This window comes from Enterocloster sp. 210928-DFI.2.20 (assembly GCF_020554465.1).
In the GTDB taxonomy this organism is placed as follows: domain Bacteria; phylum Bacillota; class Clostridia; order Lachnospirales; family Lachnospiraceae; genus Enterocloster; species Enterocloster bolteae.
Genome location: NZ_JAJCHK010000027.1, coordinates 66,686 through 79,942, shown reverse-complemented (window position 1 = coordinate 79,942; position 13,257 = coordinate 66,686). Strand labels below are relative to the sequence as shown.

The window sequence follows — 13,257 nt, the reverse complement described above, 5'->3', positions numbered from 1 at the left end:
AAAAAGGAATCTGAAAGCCTTATATTTACTGGCTTAGAGATTCCGAGAGATTATAATAAAAGAACGGGAGGTATTGATTGAGATGGAAGAGAAGAAATCCAGAAGTCAGGTTGTGACCATCCTGAAAGCGCTCAGCAGAAACCGTATGGCGGTTTTGGGACTGGTCATCCTGATCATTCTTTTATTTACAGGTATATTCGCACATGTTATCGCACCCTATGATTTTGCCAAGCAGAATCTGGCTGATGCCTTTCAGCACCCCAGTCCCAGCCACATTTTCGGAACAGATGAGTTCGGCCGCGACATCTTCAGCCGTGTTGTGTACGGGGCCAGAATGTCTCTTCTGGTTGGCTTTGTCTCTGTTGGCATTGCTGTAATTATAGGCGGCGTTTTGGGGGCAATCGCAGGTTACTACGGCAGAAGGGTGGATAATCTGATCATGCGTTTTATGGATGTGCTTCTGGCTGTGCCCCAGACACTGCTGGCAATTGCCATTGTAGCTGCCCTGGGAACAGGACTCATGAACCTGATGATAGCGGTTGGTATATCCTCGGTTCCCACATATGCACGTATCGTAAGGGCTTCCGTGCTGACAATCCGTGAGGAAGAGTATATTGAAGCAGCCAGGGCGTCCGGCACATCCAATACAAAAATCATTATAAAGCATATTCTTCCCAACTGTGTGGCGCCCGTTATTGTCCAGGTAACGCTGGGTATCGCCGGGGCGATTCTGACAGCTGCAGGAATGAGTTTTATCGGACTGGGCATACAGCCGCCCAATCCTGAGTGGGGCAACATGCTTTCCTCCGGCCGTGATTATATCAGAGGATATGCGTACATGACCATGTTCCCAGGTCTTGCCATCGTTATCACTGTTCTCTCCCTGAACCTTCTGGGAGACGGCTTAAGAGATGCGCTTGATCCGAAACTGAGAAACTAATGAAAGGCGGAGCAGATCGTGGAAAAGGAAAAATTGCTTGATATCAAGGATTTAAGTGTTACATATAAAACAGAAGACGGAATTGTATATGCTGTAAATAACCTGAACTTAACCCTGGAACCCAAAGAAACGCTGGGATTTGTGGGGGAGACAGGAGCGGGTAAGACAACCACGGCCATGACCATCATGGGACTTCTCCCCACACCGCCGGGAAAGGTGACTTCCGGAGAAATCATGTTTGACGGAAAAGACATGTTAAAAATCGGGGACAAGGAGAGAAGAGGGATTCTGGGAGAAAAAATCTCCATGATTTTCCAGGACCCCATGACCTCCTTAAATCCTTCCATGAAGGTGGGGGATCAGATCGTGGAGATGATCCGCCTTCACAAGGTAATCGGCAAAAAGGAAGCGTTTGAGGAGGCCTGCGGACTGCTGGAGATGGTAGGAATCAGAAGAGAGAGGGCCAATGATTATCCCCATCAGTTTTCCGGCGGCATGAAACAGAGGGTGGTGATCGCCATTGCATTGGCCTGCCGTCCTAAGATGATCATTGCAGATGAACCTACCACGGCCCTGGATGTGACAATCCAGGCCCAGGTCATGAATCTGATCAAGGGGCTGAAAGAAAAGCTGGGAACCTCCATGATCCTGATCACCCACGATCTGGGTATCGTTGCGGAGATCTGCGATAAGGTGGCCATCATGTATGCGGGTCAGGTGGTGGAGTATGCGGAGGTAAGCAAGATTTACCATAATCCCTGTCATCCATATACAAAGGGCCTGTTTAATTCCATTCCGAAACTGGATACGGAGGAGGACTGGCTGGAGGAGATCCACGGACTGCCTCCGGAACCTACAGAGAGGATTGACGGCTGTTCCTTCAATCCCAGATGCCCCAACTGCATGGAAATCTGCAAGCATAAAAAGCCGGAAATTACAGTTGTGAACGGTGAGCATTATACCAGGTGCTTTTTATACGAGAAGCAGGAGGAGGTAAATAAAGATGAGTAATCCGGAAGAGAAATTAGTTGAAATCAATCATCTGAAAAAATATTTCCATGTAAATAAGGGACTGCTCCATGCGGTGGATGATGTGAGCTTTTATATTAACAAGGGCGAGACACTGGGACTTGTTGGAGAATCCGGCTGCGGAAAGTCTACCACAGGGCGAACCATCATCCGTCTTCTGGAAGCAGACAGCGGAGAGGTGAATTTCCACGGAGAAAATGTACTGGGATTTAACAAAAGCCAGATGAAAACATTCAGGGAACATGTACAGATGGTATTCCAGGATCCGTATTCCTGTCTGAATCCCAGGCTTTCCGTGTTTGAGCTGATTGCGGAACCGCTTACAAATATGGAAGAGTACCGCAGAGACAAAAAAAAGCTGGATGCCAGGGTCCGTGAGCTGATGGATGTGGTAGGGCTTTCCAGAAGGCTGATCAATGCCTATCCTCATGAGCTGGATGGGGGAAGAAGGCAGAGAGTGGGAATTGCCCGTGCCTTATCCGTAAAACCGGAATTCATTGTACTGGACGAGCCCGTATCAGCCCTTGACGTATGCATCCAGGCCCAGATCATCAACCTGTTAAAACGGCTTCAGATGGACCTGGGGCTGACATACCTGTTTATTTCTCACGACTTAAGCGTTGTAAAGCATATAAGCAACCGGATCGGCGTTATGTATCTGGGAAAGATAGTGGAGCTCAGTGATTACAGGTCCATTTTCAGCGGCCCCCTCCATCCATATACAAAAGCGCTCTTATCTGCTATTCCCATCCCAAAGGTAGGGGTTGAGAGGGAACAGATTATACTGAAGGGGGATGTTCCCAGCCCTGTCAATCTTCCGGGGGGCTGCCGTTTTGCGGGCCGCTGTCCGTATGTGACAGAGCGGTGCAGACAGGAGGATCCGGAGCTCAAAAACGCAGGAGACAACCACTTTGTGGCCTGTCATCTGGCGGGGGAAATGTAATGGCAATAGCAGAACTATCTGCATGTATGAAAGAAAAGGAGAAAAAGATTATGAGAAAAGTGAAAAAGGCGGCCGGCATCCTGCTGGCACTCACACTGGCTGCATCCTTAGTGACAGGCTGCGGCGGCAGTTCTTCCAAGGCTCAGGAGGAAAAGGATACCCTGACAGTGGCTATTACGGGAGATCCGCCAACATTGGACCCGCATGCGTCATCCACCTCAAGCAGTGTAAACAACTTAAATCCTGTTTACGAGACCCTGGTGAGATATGATGATGACGGGGAAATAAAGCCTCTTCTTGCCACAGAGTGGAAAAGGTTGGATGACTTAAACTGGGAGTTTAAGCTGAGAGACGACGTGTATTTCCACAACGGGGAGAAGATGACGGCAAACGATGTGCTTTACAGCTTTAAGAGAGCCACGGGACCGGACGGCGCAAAGGTTTCCTACATCATGTCTGCCATTGATGCGGATAACTGCAAGGTGGTGGATGACAATACCATCATCATTGCCACCCATGAGCCATTTTCTCCTTTAGTTGGCTATCTTCCGTATATCGGAGCAGTGGTTGTCAGCGAGAAGGAATTCACGGAGGATCCGGAGAAGGCAGCACAGAACCCGGTTGGAACAGGACCCTTTAAATTTGTATCATGGGCAAAAAATGACCGCTGTGTATATGAAAGAAATGACGAGTACTGGGGCGACAAGCCGGCTTATAAGAACCTGGTAATCCGCACAATTGTTGAGGCCAACAGCCGCGTAATTGAGCTGGAATCCGGAAATATTGATATTGCATTTGACATTCCTGCAAATGATGTTGAGAGGCTGGAGAACAACAAGGATACTGCTATTGTAAAACGTGCCAGCACAATTGTGGAATACATGGTTATGAATGTGACCAAGAAACCTCTTGATGATGTAAGAGTAAGGCAGGCCATTGACTGGGCCCTGGATGAAAACGCCATCCTTACAGCTGTCTGGAGAGGAAGTGCACAGTATTCTCCCACCACGGTGGCGCCAAGCATGAAGTATTTCGATGATTCTGATACTGACTGCAGGTATGATGTTGAGAAGGCAAAAGCGCTTCTGGCAGAGGCCGGGGTATCTGATCTTCACTTAAAACTGACCTGCGCAGAAAACACCAACAGACTGAACGAGGCTACCATCATCCAGGACATGCTGGCTCAGGTTGGAATAACCGTGGAGATCCAGAGTTATGAGGCGGGTACCTTCTATGACATGGTGGATGCCGGTGAGACAGAGATATTCCTGATCGGTTTTGGAGCCGTAGGATTCCCTGAGCCGGACAATAACATTTACGGACCGTTTAACAGCAAGCAGATTCCTACAAACAACATGGGCTTCTACTCTGACCCGGAGATGGATAAAATGCTTGAGGCGCAGAGAAATACCAGTGACGGACCGGAGAGGGAGCAGATCATCAAGGATATCCAGAAATATCTGCGCGTCAACCTTCCTGTTATTCCGGTTGCCAATACAGAGCAGGTTCTTGGTATCAGAAGCAATGTAAAGGGATTTGTGCCCACACCGGCAGGAAGCCATTTCTTCCAGAACGTACATTTTGAAAATGCTGAACAATAAATCTGCACTGAACCATAAGTCCGGGATTCAGGCATAAGAAAAAGGGCGCTGCAAAGGTTGGCTTTCTGTATGGATTATACAGGGCGGCTCACCCTGCAGCGCCTTGTGTCTTAGTGGGTTACGGCGTGTAAGAGCTCATAGCGAGGAGGAATAATATGATTACGAGAGTCAAAGGGTCCTATGTGATCGGCTATAACGGAGCGGATCATGAGATTATCCGGGACGGTGAGGTGGTTTACGAGAATGATACCATCATTTATGTGGGAAAGCATTATGAGGGGGAAGTCAGCAAGACAGAGGATGCAGGTAATGCCGTCATCATGCCTGGATTTATTGACTTAAATGCCCTTGGGGATATTGACCATGATATTCTCCACACGGAGGCTTTCAGCAATATCAGGAGCAGCCTGAATCCTTCAGAGGAGTATTTTGAGAAGGGCACTCATGAGGTGATGACAGCAGAGGAGGAGGCCTTCAAATCCCTTTACGCGTACACACAGCTGATTATGCACGGCATTACCACAGCCATGCCCATCACATCCACATACTATAAAAAATGGGCGGATACTTATGAAGAGGAAGAGGCGGGTGTCCATCACGCAGGCAGACTGGGTCTGAGGCTGTACACTTCTCCCAGCTACCAGTGCGGTCTGAACGTAGTCCGTCCTGACGGTACCATGACAGTCCGTTACCTGGAGGGGCAGGGAGAGGAAGGGTTAGAGAGAGCGGTCCGATTTATCCGCAAATATGACGGGGCCTATGATGGCCTGATCCGTGGGGCCCTGCTGCCTGAGCGGATTGAGACACAGACAGAGGAGAACCTGATCCGCACAAAACAGTATGCAGAGGAATTAAAGTGCCCCATCAAGCTCCACGCGGCACAGGGACTGTTTGAATACCGCTTCATAAAGGAGCGGACAGGCAAAAGCCCGGTGGAATATCTGGAGAGCATTGGATTTCTCGGAAAGAACGTGGGAATTCCCCACTGCTATATCGTAAAAGGTACCAGGTGGGTGGAGGATGGAGGGGACGATCTGTCTATCCTTTCAAATACAGGTACCACAGCCATATTCTGCCCGGTTATAATAGGAAGAAGCGGGCATTACCAGGATTCCTTTGCAAAATACCGCGCCAAGAATATCAATGTGGCAGTGGGAACAGATACGTTTCCACCTGATTTTTTCCAGAATATCCGCATTGCTTCCTGGTTCTCACAGATGGCGGAGAACAAGGTGGAAGGCTCTGCCATGGCTGATGTGTACAGGGCAGTAACCCTTGGAGGATCCGCCCTTTTGGGGAGGGAGGACCTGGGCCGTCTGGCTCCCGGTGCAAAGGCTGACATGATAGCTGTGGATTTGGAGGATTTCCATATGGGAGCAGTGGATGATCCCATCCGCACGATTTTCATGTGCGGCTGCGGCCGTGACGTGAAGCTGTCCATTATTAACGGAAAGACTGTCATGAAGAACAGGACCATTGAAGGTGTGGACCTGGAGGAGATAAAGGCAAAGGGGCAGAAGTATTATGACAAGATGAGGATGGGATATATGGAGAGGGACTACCGCCATCTGTCTGAGGATGAGCTGTTTAGACCGTCATTTCCCATTCATAAATAAGAAGGGACTGTTCCGTAAGAAAGGTCAGGATTAAGGAGGATACATATGTACGATTTGCTGCTCACCAATGCTGTAGTCATTACAATGGACGAGAAACGGCGTGTGATTGAGAATGGGGCTGTGGGAGTAAAAGATGGAAGGATAGCTTTTGTGGGGGATAGCATGGAAGCGGAGCAATTTGAGGCAAAGGAGGTGCTGGACTGTAAAGACCATGTGGTCATGCCGGGGTTTGTGGATGCCCATGGCCATGGGGGACACAGCGCCTTTAAGTCCATTGTGGATCTTACAAGCTACTGGATGCCTGTGATGACCCACACATATAAAAACTATATTACTGACGACTTCTGGTACCATGAAGGCCGGCTTTCAGCCCTGGAACGCCTCCATGCCGGAGTCACCACCGGCGTATGCGTGCTGGGCTCCCAGCCGCGCTGTGACTCCCCTGTTCCCGCCTTTAACAACGCCAGGGCATACGCAGAGGTGGGGGTTAAGGATATTGTCTGCACAGGACCCTGCCATGTGCCGTGGCCTCACCGATTCAGCCGCTATACGGAGGACGGAGAGAGGCATATGTCCCAGGTTAGCTATGAGACTGTGTTAGAAAGCCTGGAGACAGTTGTGTCGGAGCTGAATCATGCCAACAGCGACCGGACCAGGGCTTACGTTGCTCCCTTTGGGGCAGTCACCTCCGTGGATCCCTCTGCCCCCACTTCTGCGGACCGCTGTGTGAAGCTTACAGAGCATGACCTGAAACAGGCCAGGGACATGAGGAGAATTGCGGAAAAATACAATACCCGTATTCATACAGATGCCTTTGGGGGTATGGTCCATCTGGCTTACCAGGATAAAGAAAATGCCCTCCTGGGCCCGGATGTCCATCTGCAGCACTGTACGGGCCTCTCGTTTGATGAAGCGCTCATCATACAGAAGACAGATACCCATATCAGCGTGGCGCCGGGAATGCGCCAGTTGGTAAACAGGACACCGGTGATTGAGCTACTGGAATTAGGAGTGACGGTGGCCCTGACAACGGACGGTTCCATGCTCACATCCGGTTTTGACATGTTCGACGCCATGAAACGGGCGCAGATGATCTTCCGCCGCGCCATGAATGATGATTATTATCTGCCGGCGGAGAAGGTGCTGGAGATGACCACCATTGACGCTGCAAGGTGTGTGGGACTGGATGAGGAGATTGGTTCCCTTGAAACAGGGAAAAGAGCGGATATTATAGCAATCGATCTGATGAATCCCCGCCTTATGCCGAGAATTAACCTGATAGAAACCCTGATTGGAAACGGACACCCCTCCGATGTGGACCTTGTGGTGGTGGATGGTGAGATCCGGCTGAGGGACGGCAAGGCCGTGGGAATCAATGAGAGGGAGATCCTTCTGAAGGCAGAAGAGGAAGCTCTGGAAACAGCAAAGCGGGCAAAACATCTGCACCCCTTTGCCTGGCCAGAAAAGGAACACTGGGGACAGACAAAGATATATTTTGATGAGGTGCGTTTCGATCTGGATGAAAACAGAAAAGACGGCGGACATTATTAGGAAGGCCGGGAACAATGTATGGGGAATTCGTTCCCCATACAGTTGATTTTCCCGCGGAATGAAGGATTATAGCAGGGCAGGTTCTTCGGAATCTGCTCTCACGGATGTGCATATTTTTAATATATGAAAATTAAATTTATGGAAACGATAGAATAGATATTGTAATATAGCAAAAGTTGTGTTAGAATATTGAACTAACAATGGGCTATCGCCAAATGGTAAGGCAACGGACTCTGACTCCGTCATTTCAAGGTTCGAATCCTTGTAGCCCAGCTACTAATCCCACAGATGAAAGTCTGTGGGATTTTGCTTGTATACCCAAGGGAATTTATGATACAATGAAGGGCGTAATACCGGGGCGGGGCATGGAAGCGCCGGTAGCAAAGGCTGCGTCCTGGTCCCGGGAGAATGAGGTAAATATGTATACATTTAACAGCAGGGTCCGTTACAGCGAAACGGATGAAGGAGGGTGCCTGTCGGTTTCAGGCATCATCAACTACATGCAGGACTGCAGCACATTCCAGTCAGAGGACTGCGGTGTGGGAGTGGGGTATCTGGAAGCCAGCCATAAAGCATGGCTTTTGTCATCCTGGCAGATTATGATAGACCGGTATCCCGGACTGGGGGAGAAGCTGGTGGTTGGAACATGGCATTGTGCGTCAAAGGGGATATACGGCTACCGTAACTTCGTTCTGCGGGACGGGGAGGGGACGGACGTGGTCAGGGCTGAATCCATGTGGTTCCTCTACGATACGGATAAGAACATTCCGATCCGGGTGCGGCCCGGGGATACGGCTCCTTACGGCGAGCCGGAGCCAAGGCTGGTATTAAGCCCCTGCCCCAGGAAGATACCGGTGCCTGAAGACTGCAAAGCGGGTGAGCCTATTGTGGTTGCCAGACACCACATTGACACAAACCACCATGTGAATAATGCCCAGTATGTGGAAATGGCCAGGGAGGCCATACCGGAGGGGCTTGTGATAAAGGAGATACGGGCTGATTACAAAAAGGCGGCTGTATTGGGAGATGTCCTGACTCCGCGGGTAAGCGTGGCCCGGGATAGGGAGTGGACAGTGGTCCTTGAGGGCAGTACAGGAGAAATCTGCGCTGTGGTATGGCTGAGGACAAAAGGACAGGAGGAAGATTGAGATGATTGAATTAGGTAAAGTGCAGGAGCTTGTAATAATAAGAACAAAAGAATTCGGAGTATATCTGGCTGAGAAGGAGGGGGATGAGGCAGCTGTTCTTCTCCCAAAAAAGCAGGTGCCGGAGGGAGCCGGGATCGGGGACAAGGTAGAGGTGTTCATCTACAAAGATTCATCGGACCGCCTGATTGCCACCACGGGAAAGCCCAAACTTCAGGTGGGCGAGACAGCGAAGCTGGAGGTCAAGGATGTGGCTAAAATCGGAGCTTTTCTGGATATGGGACTGGAGAAGGATCTGCTTCTTCCGTTTAAGGAGCAGACCCACCCGGTAAGAAAAGGGGAGCAGTGCCTTGTCACCCTGTATGTGGATAAGAGCAGACGTCTGGCAGCTACCATGCGCGTCTATTCCCATATGAGCAACCAGTCGCCCTATAAGGCAGAGGACTGGGTTACGGGCACTATCTATGAAATCAATGAAACCATCGGCGCCTTTGTGGCGGTGGACCACAAATATTACGGACTTATTCCAAAAAAGGAGCTATACGGCAGGTTCAGGGAGGGGGATACGGTCCAGGCCAGGGTTACCAGGGTGCGCGAGGACGGAAAACTGGATTTGTGCGTCAGGGAAAAATCCTATGTGCAGATGGGGACTGACGCAGAGAAGGTATTAAAGGTCATGGACGAATTCGACGGCGTGCTTCCCTTTAATGACAAGGCAAAGCCGGAGGTTATCATGCGCGAGTTCAGTATGAGCAAAAATGCCTTTAAGCGGGCCGTGGGCAGGCTTTTAAAGGAAGGCAGGATTCGTATTACGGACAAGACGATTGAGCGTGTATAAGCGTATGGAATGGGGAAGGAAGGCACATACTTTTTAGTATAGCATAAAATGTGCCGGAGGAACGGATTGTCTGTGCCTGCAGACGGTGCAGGCCGGCTCCGGTACATGGGGCATGGGTTGGGGAAAGGACGGGGAGACATGAAAAAGAGGAATCCGGCGGCGGATTATGCCATGATTGTGGCAGGGACATTCCTGATTGGCTTTGCCATCAAGAATATTTACGACCCTGTGAGCATGGTTACGGGCGGTGTGTCGGGCGTGGCCATTATTGCCAAGGAACTGTGGTCTGTTCCTCTGTGGCTGACCAATACAGTGTTAAATATCCCGTTATTTGCAGCCGGATTCTTTTTCTGCGGCTGGCGGTTTATCAAGCGCACCCTGTTCGCCACGGTCATGCTCTCTGTTTCCCTGTATGTTCTGCCGGAGGCGTCCTATCTGGGAAATGACCTGTTTCTGTCAGCATTATTCGGGGGAATCATAAGCGGTGTGGGAACCGGCCTGGTGTTTCTGACCAGCTGCACCACCGGAGGTACGGATTTGCTGGCGGCCCTGATCCAGAAACGCCTTAAGCACTATACCCTGGCCCAAATCATGCAGGTGCTGGACGGATTGATTGTGGTGGCGGGCGCCTCCGTGTTCGGCATCAGGAGCGCTCTTTACGCCCTTATCGCCATTTTCTGTGTGGCTAAGGTCACGGACGGCCTGATAGAGGGGCTTAAGTTTTCCAAACAGGCTTATATTATCTCCGGGCATTACCGGGAGATTGCAGAGGCCATCATGGAACAGATGGGAAGGGGAGTGACCAGCCTGGAGGCCAGGGGGATGTACTCGGACCAGGAAAAGAAGATGCTGTTTTGTGTGGTTTCGAAGAAAGAAATTGTGCGGTTAAAGGAGATTGTGGCGGAGTTTGACAGCAGCGCATTTGTTATTGTAAGTGATGCCAGAGAGGTATTTGGTGAAGGATTTATCGAATATTAGGCCCTGAATTTTGTGGCTTTTGCCGATATTTTCGGGAAAAACGCAGTTGATTAACATAATTAACAAAAAGTTGGCGGCAAATATTGGAATACTTTGTGATTTAGGACATTTTTTTTTCCCCGTATACAAATTAGCTAAAACCCCAATTTTGATTTTGTGGATTTGCGATATGGATTCCCCAGGGGGTTTCATGTATTATAAGAGCAGTTACAAAAGAGGGTAAAACACATATGTGTTAAGCGTATTATTAGGAGGAAAAAACAGAATGGCTAGTTTATCACTGAAGAACGTAACAAAGAAATATCCAAATGGATTTGTAGCAGTTAAGGAATTCAATCTTGAAATCGCCGACAAGGAATTTATCATTTTCGTAGGTCCTTCAGGATGCGGTAAGTCCACAACCCTTCGTATGATTGCCGGTCTGGAAGACATCTCATCCGGTGAGCTTTACATCGACGATAAGCTGGTTAATGACGTTGAACCAAAGGACAGAGATATCGCCATGGTATTCCAGAACTATGCTCTGTATCCACATATGTCTGTATATGACAATATGGCTTTCGGTCTGAAACTGAGAAAGACGCCGAAGGATGAAATTGACAAGAAAGTGCATGACGCAGCCAAGATTCTCGACCTGGAGCATCTGCTGGACCGTAAGCCAAAGGCTCTTTCCGGCGGCCAGAGACAGCGTGTTGCCATGGGACGCGCCATTGTCCGCAGCCCCAAGGTATTCCTGATGGACGAGCCGCTGTCCAACCTGGATGCAAAGCTGAGAGGACAGATGCGTGTTGAGATTTCCAAGCTTCACCAGAGACTGGAGACCACCATTATCTACGTTACTCATGACCAGACAGAGGCCATGACACTGGGTACCAGAATCGTCGTTATGAAGGACGGCATCATCCAGCAGGTGGATAATCCACAGAATCTGTATGATAAGCCATGCAACAAGTTTGTGGCAGGATTCATCGGAGCTCCCCAGATGAACATGATAGATGCAACCGTCGGCAAGGACGGTGCTCTGACAACCTTAAGCTTCGGCGGACACACCGTAGCCCTTTCAGAGGCCAAGTCCAAGAAGTTAGAGGACGCCGGATACATAGGAAAGGTAGTTACCCTGGGTATCCGTCCCGAGGACCTTCACGACGAGGAATCCTACCTGGCCATGTCTCCAAAGAGCGTATTTGAGGCCACTGTCCGCGTATACGAGATGTTAGGCTCCGAGGTTCTGTTATACTTTGATATCGAGGACGCCAACTTTGTTGCCAAGGTAAATCCACGTACCACCGCAAGGCCTGGCGATACCATCAAGCTGGCCATGGATTTAGAGAAGATCCACATTTTCGACAAGGATACGGAACTGGTTGTTCTTAACTAATACAAACAAACCGTAAGTGAAAATTAAGGTAAAAAGAAGCAGGAGAGTATACAACTCTCTTGCTTTTTTTGTAATTTTGCATTAAAATATGAAAATAGGGATATTAGTTACTCCGAATACGTTTGAAAAGGAGAGTATAGAATGATTTCAAATCAGATACTTCAAACCACACTGGATGGATTAAAGGCAATTACAAGAATTGATTTGGGTATATGTGATACAGAGGGAAAAGTGCTGGCTTCTACATTTACCGATGCGGAAGACTCCGAGAGCTCGGTTCTGGTTTTCGTGGATTCACCGGCGGACAGCCAGGTTATCCAGGGATACCAGTTCTTCAAGGTGTTTGATGAGCACCAGCTGGAATACATCCTCTTAGCAAAGGGGGCCAGCGATGATGTATACATGGTTGGCAAACTGGCTGCATTCCAGATTCAGAACCTGCTGGTAGCTTATAAGGAGCGTTTTGATAAGGATAACTTTATCAAGAACCTGCTTCTGGACAACCTGCTGCTGGTAGACATCTACAACAGGGCAAAGAAGCTGCACATTGACACGGATGTAAAGCGTGTGGTCTATATCATCGAGACCCACAACGAGAAGGATGTCAACGCACTGGAGACAGTGAGAAGCCTCTTCGCGTCCAAGACAAAGGATTTCATCACAGCTGTGGATGAGAAGAACATTATTCTGGTGAAGGAAGTACGTCAGGGAGAAACCTACGGGGAGCTGGACAAAACAGCCAACACCGTACTTGATATGCTTAACACCGAGGCCATGACAAAGGTGCGGGTGGCATACGGCACCATTATCAATGACATCAAGGAAGTTTCCCGTTCCTACAAGGAAGCCAAGATGGCGTTAGACGTAGGCAAGATTTTCTATGCCAATAAGAACGTTATCGCTTACAACAACCTGGGTATCGGACGCCTGATTTATCAGCTGCCCATTCCGCTGTGCAAAATGTTTATCCGCGAGGTATTTGACGGCAAGTCTCCGGACGAGTTTGATGAGGAGACACTGGCCACTATCAACAAGTTCTTTGAGAACAGCCTGAATGTGTCCGAGACCTCCAGACAGCTTTATATCCACAGGAATACCCTTGTATACCGTCTGGATAAGCTTCAGAAGAGCACCGGATTAGATCTGCGCATTTTTGAGGACGCCATCACCTTTAAGATTGCCCTGATGGTTGCCAAGTATATGAAGTATATGGAAAGCCTGGATTATTAGGCCGGAGT

The 13,257-nt window shown here is 49.3% G+C and carries 11 protein-coding genes and 1 tRNA gene; all 12 read left to right on the top strand.

The annotated features are described in order from the left end of the window. Positions 1-82: 82 nt before the first annotated feature. The 12 genes from LI015_RS20650 (at position 83) to LI015_RS20595 (ending at position 13,249) form a co-directional block, all read left to right on the top strand. Complete coding sequence (locus tag LI015_RS20650; RefSeq protein WP_002566953.1) at positions 83-940, top strand: ABC transporter permease; 858 nt, start codon at positions 83-85, stop codon at positions 938-940. 18 nt (positions 941-958) lie between these two features. Beyond that, a complete protein-coding gene (locus tag LI015_RS20645; RefSeq protein ID WP_002566954.1) occupies positions 959-1,951 on the top strand; it encodes an ABC transporter ATP-binding protein in 993 nt (330 codons plus the stop codon). Then, positions 1,944-2,912 carry an ABC transporter ATP-binding protein gene (locus tag LI015_RS20640; RefSeq protein WP_227126270.1) on the top strand — a complete coding sequence of 323 codons (969 nt, stop codon included), beginning with the start codon at positions 1,944-1,946 and terminating at the stop codon, positions 2,910-2,912. The genes LI015_RS20645 and LI015_RS20640 overlap by 8 nt, the downstream gene beginning before the upstream one ends. A 50-nt stretch (positions 2,913-2,962) precedes the next feature. Then, complete coding sequence (locus LI015_RS20635) at positions 2,963-4,513, top strand: ABC transporter substrate-binding protein (RefSeq protein ID WP_002566956.1); 1,551 nt, start codon at positions 2,963-2,965, stop codon at positions 4,511-4,513. Positions 4,514-4,668: 155 nt separating this feature from the next. Next, positions 4,669-6,129 carry a chlorohydrolase family protein gene (locus LI015_RS20630; protein ID WP_117626537.1) on the top strand — a complete coding sequence of 487 codons (1,461 nt, stop codon included), beginning with the start codon at positions 4,669-4,671 and terminating at the stop codon, positions 6,127-6,129. A 45-nt stretch (positions 6,130-6,174) separates the two neighbouring features. Then, entirely contained in the window at positions 6,175-7,680 is a 1,506-nt protein-coding gene (locus tag LI015_RS20625) for an amidohydrolase family protein (RefSeq protein WP_117626538.1), read from the top strand. A gap of 201 nt (positions 7,681-7,881) precedes the next feature. Then, positions 7,882-7,953: transfer RNA gene (locus tag LI015_RS20620), tRNA-Gln, on the top strand. A gap of 146 nt (positions 7,954-8,099) precedes the next feature. Further along, on the top strand, positions 8,100-8,828 hold the full coding sequence (locus tag LI015_RS20615) for an acyl-[acyl-carrier-protein] thioesterase (RefSeq protein ID WP_038282031.1): 729 nt from the start codon (positions 8,100-8,102) through the stop codon (positions 8,826-8,828). A 1-nt stretch (position 8,829) separates the two neighbouring features. Beyond that, positions 8,830-9,663 (top strand): CvfB family protein, encoded by an 834-nt coding sequence (locus LI015_RS20610; RefSeq protein ID WP_002566960.1) that lies wholly within the window; start codon positions 8,830-8,832, stop codon positions 9,661-9,663. Between the two features lie 66 nt (positions 9,664-9,729). Beyond that, positions 9,730-10,641 (top strand): YitT family protein, encoded by a 912-nt coding sequence (locus LI015_RS20605; protein ID WP_227126268.1) that lies wholly within the window; start codon positions 9,730-9,732, stop codon positions 10,639-10,641. A 265-nt stretch (positions 10,642-10,906) separates the two neighbouring features. Further along, positions 10,907-12,019: an ABC transporter ATP-binding protein gene (locus LI015_RS20600; RefSeq protein WP_002566962.1), complete on the top strand. Its 1,113-nt coding sequence runs from the start codon at positions 10,907-10,909 to the stop codon at positions 12,017-12,019. A gap of 141 nt (positions 12,020-12,160) precedes the next feature. Then, the gene (locus LI015_RS20595) at positions 12,161-13,249 is read left to right on the top strand and encodes a PucR family transcriptional regulator (RefSeq protein ID WP_002566963.1); all 1,089 of its coding nucleotides are present in this window, start codon (positions 12,161-12,163) and stop codon (positions 13,247-13,249) included. The last annotated feature ends 8 nt before the right edge of the window (positions 13,250-13,257 follow it).